This is a genomic window from Phormidium yuhuli AB48, from assembly GCF_023983615.1.
GTDB classification, from domain to species: Bacteria; Cyanobacteriota; Cyanobacteriia; order Cyanobacteriales; family Geitlerinemataceae; genus Sodalinema; species Sodalinema yuhuli.
Window position 1 is genome coordinate 536,868 of record NZ_CP098611.1, and the last position, 26,729, is coordinate 563,596.

Genomic DNA, 26,729 nt, shown 5'->3' on the forward strand with positions numbered 1-26,729 from the left:
CTGGGCCGGGTTGAACCGGTCACCACGACCCGACCTAGCACTATGAATACACAAAATTTGGAAAACGTCATGACCGGGTTTAAACGACTGGCGGCGATGCTTGCGGTAGTCATCGCCCTAACCCTGACGGGGTGTAGTAACTCCCCAAGTAGTGGGTTGACTTCCTATACCGATAGCTACGATGGCTATCGCTTCCTCTATCCCAACGAATGGATTGAGATGGATGCGTCTAACCTGGCGCCGGATGTGGTGTTACATGATCTCATTGAACGCAGTGAAAATCTCAGTGTGATTATTAATCCGGCCCAAGCGGAAGAAACCTTGACCGATTTAGGAACTCCTACAGAAGTCGGTTATGAACTCTCCAAACGGGCCATCGCCCCAGAGGGCAGCGATCGCGTGGCAGAATTGGTCGATGCCCAATCTCGACAGGATGAAGATGGCAAAACCTACTATATCCTGGAGTATGCCGTCACCTTACCCGATCAACTGCGTCATAACATTGCCAGCATCGCCATTTCTCGCGGTCAACTGTTTACCCTGAATGTTTCCACCACGGAACGCCGTTGGCAGGAAATTCAGGATAAACTGCGGATTGTCGCTCGTTCCTTCTTCGTCTATTAATCCTTAGACGGGTCTCTCCGTTATCCCCTTGCGCAGGACTGTCCCATGAGTTCTCCCATTCTAATTCTCGCCTCCGCCTCTCCCGCCCGTCGGCAACTCTTGCGTAGCGCAGGGATTGACCCCATTATCTGTCCTAGCGATTTGGATGAATCCCAGGTTCAACTGAGTAATCCAGTGGCCTTAGTCCAAACCCTAGCCCAACTTAAGGGAGAACGCATTGCAGCGGGGATTCGTTGCAAGGATGTCGCCCCCCATTCTCCGAATCCTGAACAGCCCGAGTCGGTGTTGGTGTTAGCCTGTGATTCAGTATTAGTGTTGGGCGATCGCATCTATGGCAAACCCGCTAACCCGGAAGAGGCGATCGCCCGTTGGCAGTTGATGCGGGGTGAGGTAGGCGAACTTTATACGGGCCATGCCATTGTGGATATTTCTCAGAATATCACCCTGGTCAATTGTCAGGTTACCAAAGTGCATTTCGCCAAGGTGAGTGACTCGGAAATTGAGGCCTATGTCGCGACTGGGGAACCCCTCAATTGTGCTGGATGTTTTGCCATTGATGGCCGAGGGAGTTTATTGGTAGAGAAGATTGAAGGCTGTCATAGTAATGTTATTGGTTTGAGTTTGCCGCTGTTTCGACGGATGCTGCTTGAACTGGGTTACACCTTAGAGAACTTGTGGTAACACAACCCCCCAATGGAATGACAGAGTGGATGCAACACAACCTGGGTAGAGAATGACGGATGCAGAAGTCATCGTGATTGGGAGTGGAATCGGTGGATTAGTGGCCGGTTCCCTCTTGGCGCGATATGGAAAGTCAGTACTGGTCTGTGAAAGTCATGTACTTCCGGGTGGGGCCGCCCACGGATTTTCCCGTAAAGGCTTCCATTTTGATGCCGGCCCTTCGTTTTTTTGTGGCTTGGGTGACGGGCCAAGTCTTAATCCTCTGCGTCAGGTCTTCGAGGCGTTGGAGGTCTCCCTCGATACCATCCCCTATGACCCCCTAGGAGAGTATCACTTCCCCGATGGAACCTTCCCCGTGTACTGCGATCGCCATCGCTACTATGAGGAAATTGCCCGCATCACCCCCCATGGGGCCAAAGAATATCGGGAACTTGAACGCCGCCTCAACAAACTCTACAACGGTATCCGCCAGATTCCCACTCTAGCCCTGCGGAGTGACTGGCAAGTGCTACCTTTCTTAGTCCAACATTATCCCCGGGCCCTGCTGAAACTCCTTCCCATGGCTGGGTCAACTCAAAAGACGGTTGGGGAAATTATGGATACCTGTGTCCGCAATAGTTGGGTGCGGCGGATGGTGAATTTGGAATGTTTCCTGCTATCGGGGTTGAAGTCTTACGGAACCATCGCCCCGGAAATGGCGTTTATGTATGGGGAACGTCATCACGCCAAGGTAGATTATCCTCGGGGGGGAAGTGGGGCTATTGTACAGGCGTTGATTCGGGGGTTGGAGAAATGGGGAGGAAGCTTACGGCTACGCAGCCATGTGGAGAAAATTTTGGTGGAGTCGGGCCAGGTGACGGGGGTGCGGCTACGGAGTGGCGAAGTCCTCAAGGCCCCGATTGTGATTTCCAACGCTACGGTCTGGGATACCTACCGTAAGTTACTGAGTAGTCATCATCTCCCCCCTAACTATCGCAAGGAAGCCCTGGAATTGCCACGGCTGAATAGCTTTATGCACCTCTATTTGGGGATTCGTGGGGCGGGATTAGAGGGGTTGGGAGGACATCATGTGGTGTTGTTAGATAATACGCTGGATGTAACGGTTCCGGGGAATACCTGTATGGTGTCGATTCCCACGGTTTGGGACTCTAGTCTAGCCCCAGAGGGGTATCATGCGGTTCACTGTTACACCCTCGAACCCTATAAGTCCTGGAAACTGGATGCGAACTATGAGGAACGGAAACAGCAGCGATCGCAATCTCTGTATCGGGCCCTAGAACGGATTATTCCCGATATCCGCGATCGCATTGAGTTTGAGATGGTAGGAACGCCAATCACCCATGAGCGGTTTTTACGTCGCTATCAAGGAACCTATGGCCCCGGGATTCCAGCCATTCAAGGGATTTTTCCCCTCAATCAAACTCCCCTGCCGGGATTGTATCGTGTCGGTGACACAACTATGCCGGGAATTGGGGTTCCGGCGGTGGCGGCTTCGGGGATTCTTTGCGCCAATAGTCTCGTTTCACCCCAGCAAACCTTAGAACTTCTCAAACAGGTGGGGTTGGCTTGACGGGGAGGGGTTTGGTGTAGGACGCTGGGGGTTTGTTGCCCTGAGGAGAAATGTTGTGAGTCATCCCCGTCAGGTGGCCGTGATGGCGTTGAATGAGATTGAACGCAAGGATACCTATGCGGATGTGGCCTTGCAACGACAGTTGGCGAAGTCGCGCCTGACGGGGGGCGATCGCGCCTTGGCGACGGAGTTGGTGTATGGAGTGGTGCGACGACGGCGATCGCTCGATGCTGTGATTGACCAGTTTGCCAAGAAACCAGCCCGCCAACAAGCCCTGGAATTACGAGTGTTGTTGCGTCTGGGACTCTATCAACTCATCTATCTCGATCGCGTGGCCGAGGCGTTGGCCGTCGATAGTACCGTGGAACTGGCGAAAGTCCAAGGGTTGGGGGGCTTAACCAAGGTAGTTAACGGCATTTTACGCCAATATCTGCGCCAACGAACTCCCGAGAATCCCCTCGCTATCCCCCTTCCGGAAAATCCTGTGTCTTGCTTGGGGGTGCGTCACAGTTACCCGGACTGGATTGTACAACAGTGGTCTGAGTCCTTGGGAATCGGGGAGGCGGAACAACTCTGTTGTTGGTTCAATCAACCCCCCCAACTCTATTTACGAGTTAATCCTCTGAAAACGACCCGAGAGGAGGTACAAAAAAGTTTCTTAGAGGCAGGTATTGAGGTCGAGACGCTGCCGAATTTACCGCAAGGGTTAAAATTGCCATCCGCCGGTCAAATCGAGGCGTTACCGGGCTATAGCGAGGGCTGGTGGACGGTGCAGGATGCCAGCGCCCAATGGGTCAGTCATCTGTTGAACCCACAGCCTGGGGAGGTGATTGTGGATGCTTGTGCGGCCCCGGGTGGGAAGACGACCCATATTGCTGAGTTGATGGGCGATATGGGTCAGATTTGGGCTTGCGATCGCACGGCCTCGCGCTTGAAGAAAGTCGACCAAAATTGTCAGCGGTTGCAGTTACAGTCCGTGAAAACGATGTTGGGGGATAGCCGTGATTTGACCCAGTTTCAGGAGTCGTGCGATCGCGTCCTCTTAGATGTCCCCTGTTCCGGGTTAGGAACCCTCCACCGTCGCGCTGATTTACGCTGGCGACAAACTCCCGAAGCGATTACCGAGTTAGCCCAACTACAACAGGGGTTATTGACGGCGGCGGCCGGGTGGCTGAAACCCGGTGGAGTGTTAGTGTACGCCACTTGTACCGTGAGTTATCCAGAAAATGAAGGCGTGATTCAACCCTTTTTAGACCGTCATCCCCATTGGACCATAGAACCTCCCCCCCAAGACTGGAACTTACCCGTCAGTGAGTCTGGGGGAGTGCGTCTCTATCCTCATCGCCATGAGAGTGACGGCTTTTTTATGGTCAAATTGCGGCGGCGATCGACTTAAAGGTCCTCTGGGTTGACCCCAAGTTCCCGCAAGCGTTGGGCCAGGCGATCGGCTTTGGCCTGGGCCGCATCCCGTTCCGCCTGGGCCACATCCCGTTCCGCCTGGGCCGCATCCCGTTCCGCCTTGATTTCCTGTAAGGTCTGAAAACGCGACCCATCCGGGCGATAGAGGGTTAATCCCTCTTCAGTCCAATCGAAGCGAATCCCCAGGCGAGGACTAACCCAGTCGGACATCTGTTCAATGACCTTCAGACTTTCTTTTCCTCGTTGCAGACCACTCAAGTCATTGTGATCAGGGTCGTAGATGTAATACTCTTCCACCCCAAACTCATCATAAAACGTCTGTTTCTGGGCCATCTCTTTGAGGGTATTCCCAGGAGAGAGGATTTCAAAGACCACTTGCGGCGGGATATTGTCTTCTTCCCATTGTTTATAAGATCCGCGATCGCCCTTGGGCCGTCCAAACACCACCATCGCATCTGGGGCGCGACGGATACGATTATCTCCCTCAACGGGATACCAGAGTAAGTCCCCAGCGACAAAGACTTCGGGGTCATCGGCAAAAATGAGGTCTAAGTTCTCCTTAATGATGACAATCCAGCGAAACTGAAGGGTATTGTCGGCCATGGGCTGTCCGTCGCTGTCGGGGTAATGGATGGTTTTAGGTTTCGACGTTGTTGGCTGTTGGGTTTGAGAAATCATGGCATTTTTGACCTTGAGAGGACATTAACGGTCTAAAGGTTGTCGGGATTGACGCCGAGTTCCCGCAGGCGTTGGGCCAGGCGATCGGCTTTGGCCTGGACCGCATCTCGTTCCGCCTGGGCTACATCCCGTTCCGCTTGGGCTGCATCCCGTTCGGCCTGGGCCGCATCTCGTTCGGCTTTAATTTCCTGAAATGTCTGAAAACGTGACCCATCCGGGCGATAGAGGGTTAATCCCTCCTCAGTCCAATCGAAGCGAATCCCCAAGCGAGGACTCACCCAGTTGGATATCTGTTCAATGACCTTAAGCCTTTCTTCTTTTCGTTGCAGGCCACTCAAGTCATTATGGTCAGGGTCATAGATGTAATACTCTTCCACCCCAAACTCATCGTAGAAATCCCGTTTCTGGCCCATCTCTTTGAGGGTGTTTCCGGGAGAGAGGATTTCAAAGACGACTTGCGGCGGGATGTTGTCTTCTTCCCATTGTTTATAAGATCCGCGATCGCCCTTGGGCCGTCCAAACACCACCATGGCATCTGGGGCGCGACGGAGGCGATTATTGCCCTCAACGGGATACCAGAGTAAGTCCCCAGCGACAAAGACCTCGGGGTCATCGGCAAAAATGAGGTCTAAGTTTTCCTTAATGATGACAATCCAGCGAAACTGAAGGGTATTGTCGGCCATGGGCTGTCCGTCGCTGTCGGGGTAATGGATGGTTTTAGGCTGGGACGTTTTTGGCTGTTGGGTTTGAGAAATCATGGCGTTTTCGACCTTGAGAGGACATTAACGGTCTAAAGGTTGTCGGGATTCACTCCGAGTTCCCGTAAGCGTTGGGCCAGGCGATCGGCTTTGGCTTCGATCGCATCTCGTTCGGCTTTAATTTCCTGAAATGTCTGAAAACGTGACCCATCCGGGCGATAAAGGGTTAATCCCTCCTCAGTCCAATCGAAGCGAATCCCCAGGCGAGGACTAACCCAGTCGGACATCTGTTCAATGACCTTCAGACTTTCTTTTCCTCGTTGCAGACCACTCAAGTCATTGTGATCAGGGTCGTAGATGTAATACTCTTCCACCCCAAACTCATCGTAGAACCTCTGTTTCTGGGCCATCTCTTTGAGGGTATTCCCAGGAGAGAGGATTTCAAAGACCACTTGCGGCGGGATATTGTCTTCTTCCCATTGCTTATAGGACCCGCGATCGCCCTTGGGCCGTCCAAACACCACCATCGCATCTGGGGCGCGACGGATACGATTATCTCCCTCAACGGGATACCAGAGTAAGTCCCCAGCGACAAAAACCTCGGGGTCATCGGCAAAAATGAGGTCTAAGTTTTCCTTAATGATGACAATCCAGCGAAACTGAAGCGTATTATCGGCCATGGGCTGTCCGTCGCTGTCGGGGTAATGGATGGTTTGAGGTTGGGACGTTGTTGGCTGTTGGGTTTGAGAAATCATGGCGTTTTCGACCTTGAGAGGACATTAACGGTCTAAAGGTTGTCGGGATTTACTCCGAGTTCCCGTAAGCGTTGGGCCAGGCGATCGGCTTTGGCCTGGGCCGCATCTCGTTCCGCCTGGGCTACATCCCGTTCCGCTTTGATTTCCTGTAAGGTCTGAAAACGTGACCCATCCGGGCGATAAAGGGTTAATCCCTCCTCAGTCCAATCGAAGCGAATCCCCAGACGAGGACTAACCCAGTCGGATATCTGTTCAATGACCTCAAGACTTTGTTCTCCTCGTTGCAGGCCACCCAAGTCATTGTGGTCGGGGTCGTAGATGTAATACTCTTCCACCCCGAACTTATCGTAGAACCTCTGTTTCTGGGCCATCTCTTTGACGGTGTTTCCGGGAGAGAGGATTTCAAAGACCACTTGCGGCGGGATATTGTCTTCTTCCCATTGTTTATAAGATCCGCGATCGCCCTTGGGCCGTCCAAACACCACCATCGCATCTGGGGCGCGACGGAGGCGATTATCGCCCTCAACGGGATACCAGAGTAAGTCCCCAGCGACAAAGACTTCGGGGTCATCGGCAAAAATGAGGTCTAAGTTCTCCTTAATGATGACAATCCAGCGAAACTGAAGCGTATTATCGGCCATGGGCTGTCCGTCGCTGTCGGGGTAATGGATGGTTTTAGGTTTCGACGTTGTCGGCTGTTGGGTTTGGGAAATCATAGTGTTTTCGACTTTGAGAGGACATCAACTGTCAAACTAAAGGCTGTCGGGATCAACTCCGAGTTCCCGTAGGCGTTGGGCCAGGCGTTTAGCCTCAGCCTGGGCCGCATCCCGTTCAGTCTGGGCCGCATCCCGTTCCGCTTGGGCCGCATCCCGTTCCGCCTGGGCCGCATCCCGTTCCGCCTGGGCCGCATCCCGTTCGGCTTTGATTTCCTGGAAGGTCTGAAAACGCGACCCATCCGGGCGATAGAGGGTTAATCCCTCTTCAGTCCAATCGAAGCGAATCCCCAGGCGAGGACTCACCCAGTCGGACATCTGTTCAATGACGTTTAGACTCTGTTCTCCTCGTTGCAGGCCACTCAAGTCATTGTGGTCGGGGTCATAGATGTAATACTCTTCCACCCCAAACTCATCGTAGAACGTCTGTTTCTGGCCCATCTCTTTGAGGGTATTCCCAGGAGAGAGGATTTCAAAGACGACTTGCGGCGCGATATTGTCTTCTTCCCATTGCTTATAGGACCCGCGATCGCCCTTAGGCCGTCCAAACACCACCATCGCATCTGGGGCGCGACGGAGGCGATTATTGCCCTCAACGGGATACCAGAGTAAGTCCCCAGCGACAAAAACCTCGGGGTCATCGGCAAAAATGAGGTCTAAGTTCTCCTTAATGATGACAATCCAGCGAAACTGAAGGGTATTGTCGGCCATGGGTTGTCCGTCGCTGTCGGGGTAATGGATGGTTTGAGGTTGGGACGTTGTTGGCTGTTGGGTTTGAGAAATCATGGCGTTTTCGACCTTGAGAGGACATTAACGGTCTAAAGGTTATCGGGATTCACTCCCAGTTCCCGCAGGCGTTGGGCCAGGCGTTTAGCCTCAGCCTGGGCGGCATCTCGTTCCGCCTGAACTGCATCCCGTTCCGCCTGAACTGCATCTCGTTCCGCCTGAACTGCATCCCGTTCCGCCTGAACTGCATCCCGTTCCGCCTGGGCCGCATCCCGTTCCGCCTTGATTTCCTGTAAGGTCTGAAAACGCGACCCATCCGGGCGATAGAGGGTTAATCCCTCTTCAGTCCAATCGAAGCGAATCCCCAGGCGAGGACTCACCCAGTCGGACATCTGTTCAATGACGTTTAGACTCTGTTCTCCTCGTTGCAGGCCACTCAAGTCATTGTGGTCGGGGTCATAGATGTAATACTCTTCCACCCCAAACTCATCGTAGAACGTCTGTTTCTGGCCCATCTCTTTGAGGGTATTCCCAGGAGAGAGGATTTCAAAGACCACTTGCGGCGGGATATTGTCTTCTTCCCATTGTTTATAAGATCCGCGATCGCCCTTGGGCCGTCCAAACACCACCATCGCATCTGGGGCGCGACGGATACGATTATTGCCCTCAACGGGATACCAGAGTAAATCCCCAGCGACAAAAACCTCGGGGTCATCCGCAAAAATGAGGTCTAAGTTCTCCTTAATAATGACAATCCAGCGAAACTGAAGGGTATTGTCGGCCATGGGCTGTCCGTCGCTGTCGGGGTAATGGATGGTTTGAGGTTGGGACGTTGTCGGCTGTTGCGTTTGGGAAATCATGGCGTTTCTCCGACGTCAAAGAACGGTGATTTTGTGAATGTTTAGAGTGATGACTCAAAATCTAGCAATTTAATCAATGTTTTTTGATTCTATTTTTAGGAATTTTTGAATCTTGAAATATGGCTATCTTCAGTATAGCTCAAAAATATCCCTAAGACAAGAGTTTACTTCGTAAATTACAAGCGGCGCGATCGCCCCTCATCTATCCCATCTAATCCCCGTACATTTCGCCGTACAAATTGCATCAAACGATGGAAGTCTGACCGTTTCCAAAGAGGTTTTAACTCCAAATCATCCATGGCCAAGGGAACATAAATCTCAGGAGCTAACTCCACCGCTTTTGCCAGCGATCGCATTGCCCCATCCAAATCATTATCCAAGACCGCACAACAGGCTTGATTGTACCAACTATAGGTATCCTCAGGTTCCAGGTCTAAACAGGCATCATATTGGGCGATTGCCGAGCGATAATCTCCCTGAATCCGATAGAGTTCTGCCAACTTATAGCGGGTATCAAAATCATCAGGTTCATTTTTCAAGGCTTCTCGATAGGCGATTTCTGACTCCTCCAGTTTCCCTAAATGACGTAAACAGTCTCCCTTCCGGAACCAACTCCAGAAATCACTGGGGCGATTGTCTAAGGCTTCTTCATAACAGGACAAGGCCGCCCGATATTCCTGGAGATAGCGCAAGGCATCCCCACGCCGAAACCAAGCCCAGTAATCATGGGGACGTAGGCGTAGGGCTTTATCAAAACTGGCGATCGCCCGCTCAAACTCCCCCATCTCCTCCGACAACACAACCCCTCGATTATACCAAGCCCAATAATCACGGGGACGTTCATCCAAGGCTTTATCAAAACTGTCAATCGCTCGTTCAAACTCCCCCAGTTCCACCAATGTATTAGCACGGTGGTAGAGAGACCAGTAATCATTGGGGCGAACCAAAATTGCTCTATCAAAGCAAGCTAAGGCAGCGGTATAGTGCCCTCGTTCAAAAAAACGCTTGCCCTGCTTATAGCAAAGCCAGTAATTTTCCCAGCGTGCCTCCAAATGGGGCGTTAATCGACTATCCTCTAAAGTCATATTTATCGTGATTTATGCAAGTGTTTTATCCCAGATAGGTCTTGAAAAATTAGCCTAAAAAATTTGAGATGCTGTTAAATCCAGGTCGGGCATCATGACCGATTGAATAGGGGCATCCCCAGAAAACGTACCAATCTCGTGATAAAACCCTTCTTGTAACCCCAACACTAAAATTGTTTCAGCTTCTGGGTCAATCAGCCAATACTCGGGAATACCACAACCTTGGTATTGAAACCGTTTTGCCACATAATCTCGCTGTCGTTGAACGTCTCCTGGACTCACCACTTCAATCACCAACAGCGGCGGATTCATCGACAAGCGTACAGTATTGCGCCGGGCCAGTTGTTCGATATGTTCTTCCCGTAAAATCGTCAAATCAGGATAGTGATTTCTGGGTTCTCCCTGAACTTCAATCTCTAACCCTTGTCCCCGGACGCGATCAATGCCAACTAAGCCGGCAAAGTAGAGGAGGAGACGGTTGGCAATTTGAACATTTACACCAGATTCAGGGGGCATCTTGACTAACTGACCGTTATACAACTCATAAAAGCCTTCTAGAGACTCACTATAAACGAGATAGTCTTCAAAACTCTCAAACAACCGGGGTTGAATCTGTACCATTGATCTAACTCCAGAGATGGTGAACATCGAGTTGGGTGGACTTATAGGTCTATTATCGCCGTTGCGATCGCCCAGGGACATGGCAAAATAATCCCAAGCCTCCCATAACGTAAGTCCAACGCAAGCCAGATGACAGAGTACCGCATCGAAACCGATTCCATGGGCGATCGCCAAATCCCCGCCAACGCCTACTATGGGATTCAAACCCTGAGGGCGATGGAAAACTTCCCCATCAGCGGACATCAGCCCCTCCCCACCTACATCGAGGCCTGTGTTCTCATCAAAAAAGCCACCGCCACCGCCAACCGGGAACTCGACTGCATCCCCGCCGACATTTCTGAAGCCATCATCGCCGCCGCCGACGAAATTCTCGCGGGACAATTGCGGGATCAGTTTGTGGTGGATATTTACCAAGCCGGGGCCGGAACCTCCCACCACATGAACGTCAACGAAGTTCTCGCCAATCGGGCCTTAGAACGTCTCGGAGAGGAAAAAGGCAGCTACCACAAAGTTAGCCCCAACGACCATGTCAACTATGGTCAGTCTACCAACGATGTTATCCCCACCGCTATTCGCATCGCCGCACTCCTAGCCCTACATCGTCAATTCTTCCCCGCCTTAGAGGCCAGCATCGCCACCCTCAACCGCAAAGCCGAGGAATTTCAAGATGTGGTGAAATCCGGGCGAACCCATATGCAGGATGCGGTTCCGGTACGACTCGGGGAAGATTTCCGGGCCTGGGCCGTGATTCTCAATGACCATTTGCGCCGCATCCGTTACGCCAGCGAAGACTTACATATCTTAGGATTAGGGGGAAGCGCCTCGGGAACTGGCCTCAATACCCATCCCCGCTATCGTTTCCGTTGCGCCGAACTCCTCGGGGAGTATATCGGACAACCCCTAAAAAGCGCCCCCCATCTCATGGCCGCGATGCAGAGTTTATCGCCCTTCGTTGCCGTTTCTGGGAGTTTACGCAATCTCGCCCAGGATTTAGTGAAAATCTCCCATGACTTACGTTTGATGGATTCGGGACCTAAAACTGGCTTAAAAGAGATTCAACTTCCCCCCGTTCAACCAGGTTCCTCAATTATGCCAGGGAAATATAACCCGGTGATGGCGGAAATGACCTCCATGGTGTGTTTCCAGGTGATGGGATTGGATCAGGCGATCGCCCTGTGCGCCCAAGCGGGACAATTAGAATTAAATGTCATGATGCCTCTGGTGGCCTATGACTTAATTCATAGCATTGAGATTCTCGGGAACACCCTTGAGGCCCTGAATCGTCGTTGTTTGGCAGGCATCAGCGCCAACCGCGATCGCTGTCTGGCCTATGCTGAGGGAAGTCTCGCCCTCGTCACCGCCCTCAACCCCCACATTGGCTATCTCAACGCCGCCGCCGTCGCCAAAGAGTCCCTCAATACCGGCAAATCCTTACGGGAACTGGTGTTAGAAAAGGAATTAATGTCCGAAGCCAAGTTAGCGGAGGTGTTGGACTTAGAAAAGATGAGTCAACTCCCCCCCAGCCTGGAGGAACTCCCCTAACCCTGTTGTTCAGCTAAACCAGCCATGCAAAGTCAATATAGTGAAACCCAAATCACCTTCCATTACGAAAACGGCGGCGAGGAATCCTTTAGTGTTCCCCTAACCGCGCAAGAGGTGCATCAACAACTACAACTCGCCACGGAGTCACCGCTGCTGACCTTCCATCTTTATGATCGTAGTGTCACCATCCGCTTCGATCGCGTCCTAAAAGTGGAAATCTTCCCCGCTTTCCCCGAAGTTCAGGGGGATGGTGTCTTTTCTGAGGCCCAAGTGGTGACGGCCATGCGTCGCGCCACCCGTCGCTAATCACCCTATGCGCTTAATTGTCGAAGGTTGGCGGTTTATTTCCCAATCCTACGCCGTTGTTAACCAGTTCCAACTCCTGGAACTTCTCAACCGCCCCGATGTGCAACTGTACCATCGGGAAATGCCCTATTTGCTAGATTGGCAGGCTGCTACGGGACTCCTCTCTCCTGAAGAGGAAGCCCGTTTGCGGGCCATTCCTGAACCGCCTGACTCCCTGCAAAGTGAAGCGGTTTTGCGGATGCACATGCCCTTCGACTTTTCCCCGTCGAACCATTCCCGCCATCTGGTGGTGTTTGGTTTGACGGAATATGGCAAAGTCCATAATGCCATGGTCCAATGTATGGGGGTGCAGGATTTTGGTCAGGCCCATCGCCAGAGTGAGGCGACGATTCTCACCGCCTCCAATTGGTCTCGCCAGGGGTTTATTAATAGTGGGGCCGATGGGAACCGCATTCGGGTGGTTCCCCTGGGGGTGAATCCTCAGATTTGTTATCCCCTGGCTGGAGAGGAACGCCAGGCCTTGCGTCGTCACTTGGGGATTGGGGACGAGTTTGTGTTCCTGAATGTCAGTTCCCAGCATCCCCGCAAAGGGATTCGCCCGTTACTGAAAGCCTTTGCCCAAGTGGTTCTGCGTCACCCACAGGCCCGCTTGGTTTTAAAGGGAACTACGGGGTTATATGGGTCGCAAACCTATGTCCAATCGGCGTTAAATGAGGTGTTAGCGCCTCAGGAACGCGATCGCGTTTTAGGGAAGTTAGCCTACATCGGACAAGATTTATCCTTTGCTGAGGTGGTACAACTCTATCAAGGGGCAGATGCTTATATTTCGCCCTATTTGGCGGAGGGGTTTAATTTACCGGTGTTAGAGGCGATCGCCTGTGGAACTCCCGTCATTTGCACCGCTGGCGGTCCCACGGATGATTTCACGCAATCCTCCTTTGCTATCCGGGTTGAGGCTGAACAAATTTGGCAAGAGATTTGTGGCGAACAACGACTTCTCTTGAGTCCTAGCATTGAGGCTTTAGTTGCCGCTATGGAACGAGTTATCGATGACCAAGATTTCCGGAATCATGCGAATCGCCTAGGTCCTCAGTTTGTCCAGAACAACTATACTTGGAGTAAGACCGTTGACCATTTAGTCAATGTGCTTTGGTCATCGATGGAACACTTTTCGGATGTTGTTCCTGTATAAATTCTGACAAAGCTAACTTTCCAGGAGTTATCATGGTTGAAACTATCCAAAAAAATCTAAGCTTAACGGACTTTTTAGAACGTCCTGAAACTAAGCCTGCCTCGGAATATATCAACGGTAAAATCTCACAAAAGCCCATGCCTCAAGGTGAACATAGTCTAATTCAAGGTGCATTATGTGAAGCAATCAACCAGGTCACGCGACCGCAAAAAATCGCCTTGGCGTTTCCTGAATTGCGCTGTACGTTTGCAGACCGTTCTCTTGTTCCCGATATTGCGGTATTCCGCTGGGAACGCATCCCAAAAAACGACAGCGGACGAATTGCCAACCGGTTTAACACCTATCCCGATTGGATGATTGAAATCCTCTCGCCTCAGCAAAGTACAACCCAGGTGTTAAACAAAATATTACAGGCTTGCCAACAGGGAACTCAGCTTGGCTGGTTGATTAACCCAGAAGAAGCAACGGTTCTGGTAATTAGTGAGAATCAACGCCTTGATGTCTTTAGTCAAGATGCAAAACTTCCGGTTTTAGAGGGACTTGATTTGTCTCTAACCGTTGGCGATATTTTAGGCTGGTTGACCCTTTAGGGAATCAGCTCGGAGTATCTGGGATAGTTGTTCCTTGGCCACTTAACCCGGTGGAAGTTGACCATAGGACCCCCCTGAGAGGGGACGACCCGGATTGGCTAGGTTGCGGAAGCGGGTATATTGAGGGTCGAATAGGAGTTTAATCACCCCTGTCGGCCCGTTACGGTGTTTGGCAATAATGAGTTCCGTAATGCCGCGATCGGGCGTATCTGGGTTATAGTATTCATCACGATAGAGCATAGCCACTAAGTCCGCATCCTGCTCAATAGAACCACTTTCCCGCAAGTCAGACATCATCGGTCGTTTATTGGTTCGCGCTTCAACGCCACGGCTTAACTGGGAGAGGGCAATCACTGGAACATTGAGTTCACGCGCTAATCCTTTAAGGGATCGTGTAATCCGTGATAATTCCTGAACTCGGTTATCGCCAGCCCCCTCCATCAGTTGCAAATAGTCTAATAAGACTAAGCCTAGGGGTTTTCCCTGTTCCGCCTGCAAGCGTCGGCATTTTGAACGCATTTCGGTAACGGTGATATTGGCGGTATCATCAATAAAAATTGGCATTTCTGAGAGGGACGCTAAGGCCTTACTCAAGGGCTCCCATTCATTTTGACTGACGCGGCCGGCCCGCAGCCGATTACTTTCAATTCCTGAGTCGCTGGAGAGGAGTCGCTGGACTAACTGCCCCTTAGACATTTCTAAACTGAAGACGGCGATGGGCAATTCGTAGCTATTAGCTAAGTTGCGGGCGATATTTAAACTGAAGGCGGTTTTACCCATTGATGGCCGCCCGGCAATAATAATTAAATCTGAACTTTGAAAGCCCCCAGTCATAGCGTCTAGGTCATAAAATCCTGATAAAAATCCTGGTTGAGCTTGGGTTTCGATTTGTGTTTCTAACTCTTGAAAAGTCTGAATTAGAGTTTCAAATAGAGGAACTAAGTCCTGTTGAGGACGCTTTTGGGTAATGGAAAAAATCTTTTGTTCAGCATTATCTAAAACCGTTTCCAGGGGAGTTGCCGCTTGATAACCTAAACCGACAATTTCCTGTCCTGCTTGAATGAGCTGGCGACGGAAATATTTATCCATCACCAAAGCTGCATACTGGTCAATGTTGACGGCTGAGACGGTACGCTCAACCAGTTGAGCCAGTTTCCCTTGTCCTCCCACTTGTTCTAAGAGATCGCGATCGCGCAACCAGGCGGTGACACTAATCAAATCCGTCGGTTGTCCTAGACGATGTAAGCCCTGGGCCGCTTCAAAAATGGTTTGATGGTTTTTAACATAAAATGCTTCTGCTGTCAAGACTTCTACCACCCGATTGATGGCTTCCGGGTCGAGTAAAATTCCCCCTAAAATCGCTTCTTCCGCTTCAATGTTCTGGGGGGGGAGTTTGTCGATGTCGTACCCTTGGACGTCTAAGACCATAATTCTGATAGAGCGAGAGAGAGAAATCTCGGATAAACCCAGGCTAGGGCCCGCTGGAAGCACCGACGAGACGTAGCCTTCTCAGCAAAAATCCGGTAGCCTTGCTTGCGCAGAATGCCACCGGACTCACTGTATCACGGGATTATAGTTCCGAAGTTTCCCTTAACTTTGACGGTTGAGGTAGTTTTGGACTTGTCCCAAAGCGGCTTGACCAATGTTGAACAATGCCCAGCCGAGGGCGATCGCGATCGGACCGAGGACGACCAGTAAGCGCCAATCAAAATCCATAGAACCTACTCCTATCTTAAAAAAATCTTAAATACCGTTCTTCGGGTATCCATTATATCCCCATTATGCCCCATTTCATCCCAGCCTCCGAGGTCTCGGGCCAAATTGGGGGTGTTTACGCCTCAGAGGCTGGCTCTTGGAAGCCTAAATCGGAGCCAGTTCCAGCATGAACCCGGGCTAACCGCTCATACTTGCGAGCATGATCGAGCAAATCCAAGACCTCCTCCTCAGACAGCGGACGCACCACCTTGCCCGGAACCCCCAACACCAGCGATCGCGCTGGTACATCCTTCGTCACCAAAGCCCCCGCTCCAATAATACTTCCCGCTCCCACACGCACACCATTTAAGATCGTCGCACCAATCCCCACTAAACACCCCCGTTCCACATAAGCACTATGAATCACCGCACGATGGCCCACCGTCACCAACTCCTCTAACACTAGCGGTTCCCCAGGATCCCCATGGAGAATCGCCCCATCTTGCACATTACTCGAAGCCCCCACCCGAATCGAGACCACATCCCCACGAATCACCGCGCCATACCAAACACTGGCCCCCACCTCCAAAATCACATCCCCCAATAGGGTGGCATTGGCCGCCACAAAACTGGCCTGGGAGCAATCGACAGGCGGCCAATAGGTTGGCAGATTAGACGGGAGATGAGCAGAAGAGGTCATAACACTAAAAAAACGAGGGGCGAATCCGATTCCTGGCTGGGTCAGCAGCAGAATCTCAGCGGCGGGTTAAGATAAGAGTTAGGCGAAAACCTTTCCCAATAACGGCCCGGATGTGCCCTCCCCATCGGACGGCTGGGGTCATTAGCGGGACGTTGTTCTCGTCTATCGTCGAGTGAGTACGATTATTGCATGGACTATTTTACCGATCCAAGCTCTCAGTATCCCATCTTTGGACCGGAGATTGAATGTCCCCACTGTCGGCAGAAAATTCCGGCGTTGACCTTGACGGATACCTATCTTTGTCCCCGTCACGGCGCGTTTGAAGCTGATCCCAAAACTGGGGAACTGGTGCATCTCCAATCCAATCGACATTGGCGTTTATGGAATCATCAATGGTATCGCCAACATACTCACCCTGATGGGATTCGTTTTGAAATTCACGAAGCCCTCGATCGCCTGTATACCCAAGGTTACCGAGCCACGCGCATCGTCATTGCAGCCCGCTATCGGGAGTTGATGGCGGCTTATCTTGAGCGAGGTAGCCCCTGGCGCGATCGCAGCGACAGCCCCCTCACGAAACTCTACGGACTTCCCGTCAGCTTTAGCCCCGAGGCTCAGGATGAACCCTGCTGGGAGGTCATCAACTTCGATTTAGAAAAAGAACCAGGGGTTCCCGTGCGTTATCCCTACTTTCGCCTGTTTGAATAGGTCTTGCCAAACTCCTCTAGATTCCCCACTCCTGTCATTCTGTAGCCATCCTCAATGCACCACGCCTCAATTCGCACCGCTGATATTCACCGCGCTATCCGTTTCTATGAAGAACTTGGATTTACGGTCTGTGAGCGGTTTACAACAGGCTATACCCTGGCCTGTTGGCTCGAAGGCCTACAGGGACGCCTTGAACTGATCCAAATTCCCGAGCCTAAACCGGCAGCCGATGCCTTTGGGGATGAGCATTATGTCGGTTACTATCATCTCTCCTTCGATCTCAGTCAACGTCTGGCCCAAACCCAGCAAGACTTACCCACCTGGTTAGAAGGGTTACGTCAACAATTCCAGCAAGCCGCCCGGGAACAGCCTCAACAGATTCAGCCTCTGAAGATTCTCCTAGAACCTGAACAACAACAAATCGGCGATCGCCTCTATGAAGTGGCCTTTATCGCTGATTCTGATGGATTACCCTTGGAGTTCCTACGCCAACTGAAAACTCCCACGTGAAAAACTATGAGACCTGTTGTTCAACCAAATTCGTAGGGGTCATCGAAGGCTCACCACCATAACCAGAATCTTGGAGATGGGGACTCGCTCCCACTTTAGCGGCCCGCAGTGGAAGTTCAATCTCAAAGCGGGCTCCTTGGCCGAGACCTGAATCGCAGGATAGCTGCCCGCCATGACGTTCGGTAACAATCTGATAACTGATAGACATTCCTAACCCTGTACCCACGCCAATATCTTTAGTGGTGAAAAAGGGATCAAAAACACGGTTACGCACTGACTCCGGCATTCCTTCCCCATTATCAGCGATGCTGATGCAGATGCGGTCTAAGCCGACGCGCTTGGTTTCAATTGTGATCTCAGGAGCCTCGTCCGTCAGCCCATCACTGACCCGTTTCCGTTTCTCCTCCAAGGCATCAATGGAGTTGGCCAAGATGTTGGTAAAGACCTGATTTAATTGTCCTGCATAGCATTCCAACAGGGGCAGATCACTATAGGAACGAACCACATTCACTTCAGCACAGTCGCCGCTCGCTTTAAGGCGATGTTGCAGAATCACCAGGGTATTTTCCAAACCCTGATGTACATCTACCGATTTAAGATCGGATTCATCTAGACGGGAGAAGTTCCGCAGGGAACGGACAATCTCTTGAATACGCTCGGTTCCAACGCGCATCGACCCCACGAGGCGCGGTAAATCAGCCTCAATAAAGTCTAAATCCACCTCTTCAATTTTCTCTTCAATCTCCGGAGTGGGGTTGGGTAGAGCCTGTTGATATAACTCCAGTAACTCTATTAGATGTTCTGTATACTCGGCAATGTAGGTCAAATTGCCATAGACAAAGTTTACTGGATTATTGATTTCGTGGGCTACTCCCGCGACTAACTGTCCTAGGCTGGACATTTTGGCCTGGTGAACCAGTTGTGATTGGGTTTCCTGGATTTGGGCCAAAGCCTGACTCAGCTGTTGCGACTTTTCCCGAGCTTGCGCTTCTGAGGCCATGAGCCGTTTTTGGAGTCGCCTCTGGTTGAGTTGCGTTTCAATTCTCACGAGGGTCTCCGAAAACTGAAATTGTTTGCTGATATAATCTGCTGCCCCAACTTGAAAGGCCTGGATCTTATCTAGAGTCTCATTGCGTGCGCTGATAAACATGACTGGTACATCACAGGTTTCGGGAGAGGCTTTTAGGGTTTTACAAACTGAGTACCCATCCTCACCCGGCATATTAATATCCAGCAAAATTAGATCAGGCTGATGGTCTAATACAGCTACGTGAGCGTTCTGACTCCGAGTTTCTGTAAAGACCGTATACCCGTATTTGCGTAAGATTGCTGCCAATAAGCAGGGCGAATCATCAATTACCAGAATCACATCCTTAGATAAGATTACAGGGGAGTCGAGAAGATCGTCCGCCTCCGGGGAAGTTAATGTCTGTGTATTCATGGTGAACCCCTATGGTCATTTTTCTAGATAGTTTTCAGTCCTGCTCTAAGACTCCGATGGGCTCTACGTTAACAGCATTTGCTGTCTAGAAGACGTAGCCTTTAATACAGTTTTTACGGATTTGAAACAATTTTCCAATATATTGGATGAAACTTTTAGATAAATCTCCTCATTTTGACCCTAAATCCAGGGATATTTAAGGCTTTAAATTTTCTTCTCAATAACAGAAAGGTCTAATTTCTGATTTTCATGGTTCCATGATAAATATCAATAGGGACTCTTGTCAAGCCGTTTTCCAAGCTATTATGGTTAGGTCTAGAGTTGTGAATCAGTGGGGTTAGTCCGTATTTTTATGCACTTTAGGTTCGGTAAAAATACTGATGTATATCTAAGTATCTATACGCAGAAATGAAATGTCAAAAACGGTCTTTATATTGATTTAGTTGCCATCAGTTACTGTTTGAAAACATTAGATTAAACTATCAAAAACGGTCTTTTATTGATTTAATCAGCACAAATTGTGGTTTAAAAGCATTCGATGGACAGTCCTAATGGTCTCTAAGAACTTTGACTTTTGACGAACGACCGTTGCCAGACTTCAAATTAAAATGCCCTCGAATATCTGTCAGCCAATATCTACGGAAAACCACTTATCACTCATAGCCTTGAGGTAAATTAGGGTAACTAATAAATGTATTGTATATTCAATTTTGTTTGAATCAATACATTTTTAAAAACATATCTTTGTTTTACTTAATATAGCTTTCAAGGAATTTATGATGAAGGTTAAAACTAGCAAGACTCGATTGATCTTCAGTTTTCGTCTCCCCTGGAAAAAGTAGGAGTTTTGACAATATATCCTTAAATCGCTAATTAAAGATTAAAGGATATTTATTTGCCAAAAAATAGATGAAACCCGTATAGTTGTTAAAGAACTATAAGAAATTCTAGCAAAAATCAATTAAAGGTTGTGAAAATGCGACAACGTTATCCCATGTTTTCCCGAATGATGTCCAGTTTCGTCGTTGGTATGGGGATGTTCCTGGCGATCGCCCTCATCAACCCCAGCCCCGCTCAAGCCGCTGTAACCCAGGCTGGGCCGCAGCTAGCCCGTATTGATGCCAGGGACCTGCACATCAGCCTGGGCGATCGCCAAGGACAGCTAATGTTCTACCCCAATCACCTCGATCTCGTTGTGGGTCAAACCTACCGCCTCATCCTAGACAACCCCAGTCCCGAAAAACACTACTTCAGCGCCCCCAACTTCGCCGCCGTCAGTTGGACTCGCAAAGTTGAAGCCGCCGGCGTTGAAGTTAAAGGAACCGTACGAGAACTCGAACTGAAACCCAACGCCAAAGCCGAATGGGTCCTCGTTCCCGAGAAACCCGGCCAGTACGACCTGGAATGCACCATTGCTGGCCATGCTGAAGCCGGAATGACCGGACGCTTAACCATTCACCCCCGCTCCATAGACTCCGTCTAACCCTCAACCCCAAACAGCACAATCTGTTACCTTAGAACAAAGACCGCTTTCTCCGAGGTGATATCTGGGTTTCCATGCCAACCCCTCACCTCCAACTCACCCGATCTTAAAGACTCCATGAATATCTTTAGCGATTTACTCTCTGCTCCCAGCCCTCCTAAGCCCTCCCGTCAAACCTCCCAACTCCCTGGACTGAAAAAGCAACGTCGCCGTATCGAAATCAAATCGAAACGGGAAATCGAGATTATGCGACAGTCCGCCAAAATCGTCGCCACCGTCCTCAAAGAAATTTCCCAACTCGTTGAACCTGGCATGACCACCGCCGATCTCGACGCCCATGCCGAGAAGCGGATTCGGGAAATGGGAGCAAAACCCAGCTTTAAAGGCTACCACGGCTTCCCCGCCTCAATTTGCTCCAGCATTAATAATGAGGTCGTCCATGGAATCCCCAACAAGAAAAAGGTCATTCGGGAAGGGGATGTCCTAAAAGTCGATACCGGTGCCTTTTTCCAAGGCTTTCATGGAGACTCCTGCATCACCATCGCCGTAGGCGAGGTGACCGACGAAGCCGCCCGGCTGATCCGAGTCGCTGAAGAAGCCCTGTATAAAGGTATCGAAGAAGTCAAAGCCGGTGCCTATCTCCTCGACCTAGCCGGAGCCATTCAAGATCACGTCGAAGCCCATGGCTATAGTGTTGTGGAAGAGTTTACCGGTCATGGAGTCGGCCGCAACCTCCATGAAGAACCCTCCGTGTTCAACTTCCGTACTCGGGAAATGCCAAACGTCAAACTCCGGGCTGGGATGACTCTGGCGATTGAACCCATTGTCAACCAAGGGTCAAAACACAATCGTATCCTTGGTGATAAGTGGACAGCGGTTACGGTGGATAACTCCCTCTCGGCCCAGTTTGAACATACCGTTCTCGTCACCGACGATGGTTACGAAATCCTGACCGATCGCACCAAGGTCTAATCACCCATGATCGGACAGGGTGGTGCGATCATCGCCATTCATGAATCGGAGGGGGAGTCCCCTCCTTTTTATTGATCCCGGAACGTCTCCTGATCCCCCAACGACTACCGACTGAAGTGGCGATCGCATCGCCTTAGCCATAACGGCTTTTCTCTGGGACTGGAGGAAGGCGGTTTTTTTGGTGCGATTCCCCCTGGTTCTGAGGTCTCGGGTTTCCCCGTCCCGGTTCCCTGCTATATGATTGCCCCTGAATCGATCCGATGTATGGGGTAATCTCCAATGAGTTTAGAGAATTTTCGTGTCTGTGATGGTGATCTCGATGAGGAGCTGTTGAATCGGTATGGCCAAGGTTCGGTGCTGGCGGTGGATACGGAAACCATGGGGTTACTGCCGGCCCGCGATCGCCTCTGTTTGGTGCAATTGTGTGACAACTCTGGCATGGTGACGGTGGTGCGGATTCAACGGGGCCAAACTCAAGCACCTCGTCTGAAGCAATTACTGGAGATGGCGACGGTTGAGAAGATTTTTCATTTTGCTCGCTTTGATGTGGCGATGCTACAACAGCAGCTTAGCATTTATACTCAGCCCATTTTTTGCACCAAAATTGCTAGCAAGTTGGCTCGCACCTATACTTCGTCTCATGGCTTGAAAGCCTTGGTCATGGAACTGGAAGGGGTGGAACTGGATAAACGGGCCCAAAGTTCTGATTGGGGCAATGCGGCTAACCTCTCTGATGAGCAGTTAAGCTACGCGGCGAATGATGTTCGCTATCTGATTTCTCTGAAACAGACGTTAACCCTGATGTTACAGCGAGAAGAGCGTTGGCAGCTTGCTCAGGACTGTTTTGCCGCAATTCCCGTCTTTGTGACCTTAGATTTATGGCACTACTCCAATGTGTTTGAGCATTAATAGCTCGGCTAAACAAGGGTTTTGTCGTTAAGCCCCTTTGTCTGCGATCGCAATCACAAGTTTAGAGTTATTGCGATCGCTAAAAATTTCGATCTAACTCACTTAATCGTGGCGTTGGATATCACCTCTGTTGGAGACACACTTTGCCACAATAAGGAAGACTCTTTTAGGAACCTGGCTATAAGGGATAGCACGACCATGTCTAATCGTTCCGCGAAATCAACCATGCTAATTCCAGGAGCGATCGGTGAAATTCTAGTATCAGCACGAACAACCGGGAAGCTTACAGTTTTAGACCGATATGGTTTAAAAGCAGCCATCCTCGATGAGTCCTTAAGTGAAGAGGAACAGCGCTCCATTGACCGGCTGTTGCGGGCCGTGGTCAAGGGACGAATCGCCATTGATCCCCCGGCGAAGACTCAACCGCCAAGAGTCACTGAAGAGTTAGTCTCTGGGGTGTAATCCGTATCCCCCTGGCTGTCCTAGAATACAAGGACTACCGATTCCGCCTATTGGTTATGCCGTTTATTTTGCTTCTGATTGCCCTACTGACCCTGTTAGGTTGGTTCGGGAATTTGTTTTTTGTGGAAATTCCCATCTCACTTTGGGATGCCGTCTCGTTACCGCGTTGGTTTTGGCTGATTGTAGTAATATCTTTACTGTCTTGGGGCATGGGAGACTGACCGTCTCCTAAAACTCTCCCATGCCGCTCTCCAGGAGTACGCTGTCTTACCCTGGGGGTTGGGGTTAAGACCCAGACTGAATCTGGTAGCGTTTGAGAAGAGATAAACAGTTCCGATTATCCTCAAGACGAGTATAGCATAACTCATCAGCAATACAATCCATCAGGCGTAAGCCTCGGCCCCCTGTTGCATTGAGATCGACATCGGGTAAGTCCTGTAACTTGGCTTCCAAGTCGAACCTAGGGCCGCAGTCGATGACCTTGAGTCGTAAAAATTCTGCCGTTTGTTCAAAGTGGATCTCCACCGTCAACGCCGACTCACCCTGATGAGCGTGTCGGACAGCATTGGTAAAGGCTTCAGCTAATGCTGTCTTGAGTTGCAACCAAATCCGTTGTGGAACAATGGGGGACTCCAAACCATCAAACCAATCCAAAACGCGAGCTAACGCGCTAAGATCCGTGGGAACACGCAATGATGCGGAGAGGGGAAATTTGCTCACAATGTCCAAAGCGATAAGATCCTCAGCTTCATTCAAAAACTTGCGGTCTGTTTCTTGATCATGACTCCGATCCTCCTAATCGACGACGACCCAACAGCTCGCCTGATTGTCACCCGTACTCTCAAGCAACAGGGCTATGATGTTGCTGTGGCCAAAAACGGCCAGGAGGGGATTGATCTGGCCAAACGTCTCCATCCTAAGCTCATTATCTGTGACTGGATGATGCCTGGGGTGGATGGACTGGAGGTCTGCCGTCAAACCAAGGCCATGAAAGCCTTATCCACCACCTTTTTCATCTTACTCACAGCTCGCGGAGCCGTGGAAGACCGGGTGATGGGACTTGATACTGGGGCCGATGAGTTTCTGGCTAAACCCATTGATATGGATGAACTCAAAGCCAGAGTGCGAGCTGGCCTAAGGATTCGTCAACTCAGCCAAGACCTCCAGAAGCAGAAACAAATGTTGGAGGCTGAGTTATCCGAAGCCGCCGGCTATGTGCGATCGCTTCTCCCAGTTTCCCGCCATCATAGCGCAGTTCGTATCGAAGCGTGTTTTGTCCCCTGCCAACAACTCGGGGGCGATTGTTATGACTTTCAATGGCTAGATGAGGACTCCTTGGCCATTTACTTGGTGGATGTGTCGGGCCATGGGGTGGGGGCGGCACTTCTGTCCGTGTCAGTCCTCAACATGTTGCGATCGCGTTCCCTTCCCCGAACTAATTTTCAGGATCCCACTCAAGTCCTCGGAGCCCTCAACCAAGCGTTTCAGACCAGTTCCTCGGGCCGCTTCTATGAAGAAAAGTACTTCACCATCTGGTACGGAGTCTATAACCAGCGCACGCGAACTCTCACCTATGCCAGTGCCGGGCATCCACCGGCCTTGCTGTTAAATCCTCGGGGTAGTGCAACCTCTGAATCGAGTCCCCGGTTAAGCCGGCTCAATACCCCCAATTTACCCATTGGCATGTTCCCAGATCTTGACTATGACAGCGACTCCTGTACAGTTGCCCCGTCGAGTCAACTGTATATTTTTAGTGATGGGGTCTATGAGTTGCCTCAGAGTGATGGCACAGTTTGGGGTCTCGACGCCTTTGCGGACTGGCTAAGCCAAGCCAGCACCACTGACGATTTGGCCCTCAAGTCGGTGTTTGAGCATTTGCAAAACCTCTGTAACCATCACCCCTTCGATGATGATGTCTCACTCTTGCAACTGAGGTTTACATGAACTGGGGGTGAGCCTTAGGAGGACAACATCGATTCCTCGAATTCCCGGCGATCGCTAAAGATTTTGAAAACACGGTTCATACTGGTGAGTTCAAACAGAATTTTGACTTGATCGCTAATCGAGCAAACAAACATCTTGCCCTCAGCGGCCCGGACAGTCTTGAGAGCTGAGACCAGAGCCCCCAAGCCGGAACTGTCGATGAAGGTGACATCCTTCAAGTCCAAGAGAATCACTTTGACACCGGTTTCTAGACATTCGCCAATTTCTCGCCGGACTTCACTGGCCTTGACACTATCAAGAAGACCATCCGGTTGAACGATTTTGATTTCATCAGGGTTCATAGACATTTCATCAATGTATTTGACATGCTCACCTCAAGACCAGTGTCTCACTTCGGGGCGGACAATTCCCAAATCCCATCGAGTTAACTGCTACGGCTACTGCTGAGCATCCCCGTGGGGCGATCGCAACCTTAAAGCTTTCCTAAAGTCATACATCGACTAAATTGCCAGCTTTAATCGGTGTATCACCAGTCTCTTAAGGGATTCAGCCGTTGGCCTACCGCCAGGATAGCCTAAGAATCGCGATATTGTAACGATAGTCCCCTAGGAGGAGTCTCCACGCTGCCCTACAGCGCTTTCAAAACCTGCCACCATCTCCCCCAGCTTGGGGTTTCCCCCACCTGACGGAGTTAAGGAGTATACCTCAACTGGACTCTGGGATGCTGCTCATTACATCTGCGTTAAAGGAATTATCATCATGGTCAAAGTTGGAATCAATGGCTTCGGTCGCATCGGACGTTTAGTGTTTCGAGCTGGACTGGCAAACCCAGACATTGAATTTTGCGGGATTAACGACTTAGTTCCCCCGCAAAGCCTGGCCTATCTCCTCAAATACGATTCGACTCACGGCCGCTTTCAGGGAACCGTCGAAGCTAAACCCGATGGAATTGTCGTCGATGGACAATTCATTCCCTGTACCTCGGAACGAGATCCCGCTCAACTCCCCTGGGCCAAGTACGGGGCTGAGTATGTGATTGAGTCCACGGGGCTGTTTACCACCTACGACAAAGCCTCTAAACACCTGGAGGCCGGCGCGAAGCGGGTGGTCATCTCGGCTCCCACAAAGGACCCAGAGAAGGTTAAAACCCTCGTCATGGGGGTGAACGATGACGAGTATGACCCCAGTCAACATCCCATTGTCTCCAATGCCAGTTGTACCACTAACTGCTTAGCACCCATTGCTAAGGTCATTCAGGATAATTTTGGCCTAGCCGAGGGCTTAATGACCACGGTTCACGCCATGACTGCGACCCAGCCGACCGTCGATGGTCCCAGTCAGAAAGACCTGCGGGGTGGCCGAGGAGCGCCGCAAAACATTATCCCTGCCTCTACTGGGGCGGCCAAGGCCGTCGGTTTGGTGCTTCCCGTGCTCCAGGGTCGCCTGACGGGGATGGCCTTCCGGGTTCCCACCCCGGATGTGTCGGTGGTGGATTTAACCTTCCGCACGGAACAAACCACCAGCTACGCGGATATCTGTGCGGCTATGAAACAAGCGGCTGAGGGCCCCATGAAGGGGGTTCTCGCCTACACGGAAGACCCGGTGGTCTCCACGGACTTCACCACTGACCCCCATTCCAGTATTTTTGATGCTACGGCGGGTATGGAGTTGAATGGCAATTTCTTTAAGGTGGTCTCCTGGTATGACAACGAATGGGGCTATTCCAACCGCACCATTGACCTCATCTTGACGATGGTGGCCAAGGGATAGTTCACTGTCTCCGACCTGGGATGACTAGGTTCTAGCTCTAGATTTAGACCCCAGTTGCCAACACTCTCGCAACTG

Annotated in this window: 31 protein-coding genes; 17 read left to right on the forward strand and 14 right to left on the reverse strand. The window is 50.8% G+C overall.

The features are described from left to right. Nucleotides 1-42: 42 nt before the first annotated feature. From psbP to NEA10_RS02210, 4 genes are read left to right on the forward strand one after another with little or no spacing between them, the layout of a single operon-like run. Nucleotides 43-624 carry a photosystem II reaction center PsbP gene (gene psbP / locus NEA10_RS02195; protein WP_252663576.1) on the forward strand — a complete coding sequence of 194 codons (582 nt, stop codon included), beginning with the start codon at nt 43-45 and terminating at the stop codon, nt 622-624. Nucleotides 625-669: 45 nt separating this feature from the next. Then, on the forward strand, nt 670-1,305 hold the full coding sequence (locus NEA10_RS02200; RefSeq protein ID WP_252663577.1) for a Maf family protein: 636 nt from the start codon (nt 670-672) through the stop codon (nt 1,303-1,305). Between the two features lie 52 nt (nt 1,306-1,357). Beyond that, the gene (locus NEA10_RS02205; protein WP_252663578.1) at nt 1,358-2,875 is read left to right on the forward strand and encodes a phytoene desaturase family protein; all 1,518 of its coding nucleotides are present in this window, start codon (nt 1,358-1,360) and stop codon (nt 2,873-2,875) included. Between the two features lie 55 nt (nt 2,876-2,930). Continuing rightward, nucleotides 2,931-4,271, forward strand: a complete 1,341-nt coding sequence (locus NEA10_RS02210) for a 16S rRNA (cytosine(967)-C(5))-methyltransferase (protein ID WP_252663579.1) — start codon at nt 2,931-2,933, stop codon at nt 4,269-4,271. Here NEA10_RS02210 and NEA10_RS02215 read toward each other — a convergent pair. From NEA10_RS02215 to NEA10_RS02250, 8 genes are all read right to left on the reverse strand, one after another. Then, on the reverse strand, nt 4,268-4,972 hold the full coding sequence (locus NEA10_RS02215) for a Uma2 family endonuclease (RefSeq protein ID WP_252663580.1): 705 nt from the start codon (nt 4,970-4,972) through the stop codon (nt 4,268-4,270). The genes NEA10_RS02210 and NEA10_RS02215 overlap by 4 nt on opposite strands. A gap of 32 nt (nt 4,973-5,004) precedes the next feature. Then, on the reverse strand, nt 5,005-5,730 hold the full coding sequence (locus NEA10_RS02220; RefSeq protein ID WP_252663581.1) for a Uma2 family endonuclease: 726 nt from the start codon (nt 5,728-5,730) through the stop codon (nt 5,005-5,007). A gap of 32 nt (nt 5,731-5,762) precedes the next feature. Then, on the reverse strand, nt 5,763-6,425 hold the full coding sequence (locus tag NEA10_RS02225; RefSeq protein ID WP_252663582.1) for a Uma2 family endonuclease: 663 nt from the start codon (nt 6,423-6,425) through the stop codon (nt 5,763-5,765). A gap of 32 nt (nt 6,426-6,457) precedes the next feature. Continuing rightward, nucleotides 6,458-7,141 carry a Uma2 family endonuclease gene (locus NEA10_RS02230; protein ID WP_252663583.1) on the reverse strand — a complete coding sequence of 228 codons (684 nt, stop codon included), beginning with the start codon at nt 7,139-7,141 and terminating at the stop codon, nt 6,458-6,460. Nucleotides 7,142-7,177: 36 nt separating this feature from the next. Continuing rightward, the gene (locus tag NEA10_RS02235; protein ID WP_252663584.1) at nt 7,178-7,924 is read right to left on the reverse strand and encodes a Uma2 family endonuclease; all 747 of its coding nucleotides are present in this window, start codon (nt 7,922-7,924) and stop codon (nt 7,178-7,180) included. Nucleotides 7,925-7,956: 32 nt separating this feature from the next. Continuing rightward, a complete protein-coding gene (locus NEA10_RS02240; RefSeq protein ID WP_252663585.1) occupies nt 7,957-8,724 on the reverse strand; it encodes a Uma2 family endonuclease in 768 nt (255 codons plus the stop codon). 176 nt (nt 8,725-8,900) lie between these two features. Beyond that, entirely contained in the window at nt 8,901-9,809 is a 909-nt protein-coding gene (locus tag NEA10_RS02245; RefSeq protein WP_252663586.1) for a tetratricopeptide repeat protein, read from the reverse strand. Between the two features lie 54 nt (nt 9,810-9,863). After that, entirely contained in the window at nt 9,864-10,430 is a 567-nt protein-coding gene (locus NEA10_RS02250) for a Uma2 family endonuclease (RefSeq protein ID WP_252663587.1), read from the reverse strand. Between the two features lie 129 nt (nt 10,431-10,559). Between NEA10_RS02250 and NEA10_RS02255 the strand changes: the two genes are divergently transcribed. From NEA10_RS02255 to NEA10_RS02270, 4 genes are read left to right on the forward strand one after another with little or no spacing between them, the layout of a single operon-like run. Then, nucleotides 10,560-11,972: an aspartate ammonia-lyase gene (locus tag NEA10_RS02255; protein WP_252663588.1), complete on the forward strand. Its 1,413-nt coding sequence runs from the start codon at nt 10,560-10,562 to the stop codon at nt 11,970-11,972. 24 nt (nt 11,973-11,996) lie between these two features. Beyond that, a complete protein-coding gene (locus tag NEA10_RS02260) occupies nt 11,997-12,278 on the forward strand; it encodes a hypothetical protein (RefSeq protein WP_252663589.1) in 282 nt (93 codons plus the stop codon). 7 nt (nt 12,279-12,285) lie between these two features. Next, nucleotides 12,286-13,470, forward strand: a complete 1,185-nt coding sequence (locus NEA10_RS02265) for a glycosyltransferase (protein ID WP_252663590.1) — start codon at nt 12,286-12,288, stop codon at nt 13,468-13,470. 32 nt (nt 13,471-13,502) lie between these two features. Beyond that, nucleotides 13,503-14,060: a Uma2 family endonuclease gene (locus NEA10_RS02270; protein WP_252663591.1), complete on the forward strand. Its 558-nt coding sequence runs from the start codon at nt 13,503-13,505 to the stop codon at nt 14,058-14,060. A 42-nt stretch (nt 14,061-14,102) separates the two neighbouring features. Here NEA10_RS02270 and dnaB read toward each other — a convergent pair whose 3' ends face one another. From dnaB to NEA10_RS02285, 3 genes are all read right to left on the reverse strand, one after another. Further along, nucleotides 14,103-15,488 carry a replicative DNA helicase gene (dnaB, locus tag NEA10_RS02275; protein ID WP_252663592.1) on the reverse strand — a complete coding sequence of 462 codons (1,386 nt, stop codon included), beginning with the start codon at nt 15,486-15,488 and terminating at the stop codon, nt 14,103-14,105. A 162-nt stretch (nt 15,489-15,650) separates the two neighbouring features. After that, nucleotides 15,651-15,776 (reverse strand): photosystem II protein Y, encoded by a 126-nt coding sequence (locus NEA10_RS02280; RefSeq protein ID WP_068788194.1) that lies wholly within the window; start codon nt 15,774-15,776, stop codon nt 15,651-15,653. 115 nt (nt 15,777-15,891) lie between these two features. Continuing rightward, the gene (locus NEA10_RS02285) at nt 15,892-16,455 is read right to left on the reverse strand and encodes a gamma carbonic anhydrase family protein (RefSeq protein WP_252663593.1); all 564 of its coding nucleotides are present in this window, start codon (nt 16,453-16,455) and stop codon (nt 15,892-15,894) included. A gap of 189 nt (nt 16,456-16,644) precedes the next feature. On the opposite strand from NEA10_RS02285, the gene NEA10_RS02290 reads away from it, so the two are divergent. Together NEA10_RS02290 and NEA10_RS02295 are read left to right on the forward strand one after the other, a co-directional pair. Further along, entirely contained in the window at nt 16,645-17,163 is a 519-nt protein-coding gene (locus tag NEA10_RS02290) for a TIGR02652 family protein (RefSeq protein WP_252663594.1), read from the forward strand. Nucleotides 17,164-17,217: 54 nt separating this feature from the next. Continuing rightward, entirely contained in the window at nt 17,218-17,673 is a 456-nt protein-coding gene (locus NEA10_RS02295) for a VOC family protein (protein WP_252663596.1), read from the forward strand. 4 nt (nt 17,674-17,677) lie between these two features. Here NEA10_RS02295 and NEA10_RS02300 read toward each other — a convergent pair whose 3' ends face one another. After that, a complete protein-coding gene (locus NEA10_RS02300) occupies nt 17,678-19,114 on the reverse strand; it encodes a hybrid sensor histidine kinase/response regulator (RefSeq protein WP_252663597.1) in 1,437 nt (478 codons plus the stop codon). 976 nt (nt 19,115-20,090) lie between these two features. On the opposite strand from NEA10_RS02300, the gene NEA10_RS02305 reads away from it, so the two are divergent. From NEA10_RS02305 to NEA10_RS02325, 5 genes are all read left to right on the forward strand, one after another. After that, nucleotides 20,091-20,597, forward strand: a complete 507-nt coding sequence (locus NEA10_RS02305; RefSeq protein WP_252665264.1) for a cupredoxin domain-containing protein — start codon at nt 20,091-20,093, stop codon at nt 20,595-20,597. Nucleotides 20,598-20,714: 117 nt separating this feature from the next. Beyond that, nucleotides 20,715-21,569 carry a type I methionyl aminopeptidase gene (map, locus tag NEA10_RS02310; protein ID WP_252663599.1) on the forward strand — a complete coding sequence of 285 codons (855 nt, stop codon included), beginning with the start codon at nt 20,715-20,717 and terminating at the stop codon, nt 21,567-21,569. 279 nt (nt 21,570-21,848) lie between these two features. Continuing rightward, entirely contained in the window at nt 21,849-22,478 is a 630-nt protein-coding gene (locus NEA10_RS02315; protein WP_252663601.1) for a ribonuclease H-like domain-containing protein, read from the forward strand. 198 nt (nt 22,479-22,676) lie between these two features. After that, nucleotides 22,677-22,940 carry a hypothetical protein gene (locus tag NEA10_RS02320; RefSeq protein WP_309494552.1) on the forward strand — a complete coding sequence of 88 codons (264 nt, stop codon included), beginning with the start codon at nt 22,677-22,679 and terminating at the stop codon, nt 22,938-22,940. A gap of 56 nt (nt 22,941-22,996) precedes the next feature. Continuing rightward, the gene (locus NEA10_RS02325) at nt 22,997-23,161 is read left to right on the forward strand and encodes a hypothetical protein (RefSeq protein WP_252663602.1); all 165 of its coding nucleotides are present in this window, start codon (nt 22,997-22,999) and stop codon (nt 23,159-23,161) included. 64 nt (nt 23,162-23,225) lie between these two features. Here NEA10_RS02325 and NEA10_RS02330 read toward each other — a convergent pair whose 3' ends face one another. After that, nucleotides 23,226-23,660, reverse strand: a complete 435-nt coding sequence (locus NEA10_RS02330; RefSeq protein WP_252663603.1) for an ATP-binding protein — start codon at nt 23,658-23,660, stop codon at nt 23,226-23,228. A 60-nt stretch (nt 23,661-23,720) separates the two neighbouring features. On the opposite strand from NEA10_RS02330, the gene NEA10_RS02335 reads away from it, so the two are divergent. After that, nucleotides 23,721-24,884 carry a PP2C family protein-serine/threonine phosphatase gene (locus NEA10_RS02335; protein WP_252663605.1) on the forward strand — a complete coding sequence of 388 codons (1,164 nt, stop codon included), beginning with the start codon at nt 23,721-23,723 and terminating at the stop codon, nt 24,882-24,884. Between the two features lie 14 nt (nt 24,885-24,898). Here the strand turns inward: NEA10_RS02335 and NEA10_RS02340 are convergent, their stop codons facing one another. Further along, nucleotides 24,899-25,225 carry an STAS domain-containing protein gene (locus NEA10_RS02340; protein WP_252663606.1) on the reverse strand — a complete coding sequence of 109 codons (327 nt, stop codon included), beginning with the start codon at nt 25,223-25,225 and terminating at the stop codon, nt 24,899-24,901. 415 nt (nt 25,226-25,640) lie between these two features. Between NEA10_RS02340 and gap the strand changes: the two genes are divergently transcribed. Further along, on the forward strand, nt 25,641-26,654 hold the full coding sequence (gene gap, locus NEA10_RS02345) for a type I glyceraldehyde-3-phosphate dehydrogenase (RefSeq protein ID WP_252665266.1): 1,014 nt from the start codon (nt 25,641-25,643) through the stop codon (nt 26,652-26,654). Nucleotides 26,655-26,729: the final 75 nt, after the last annotated feature.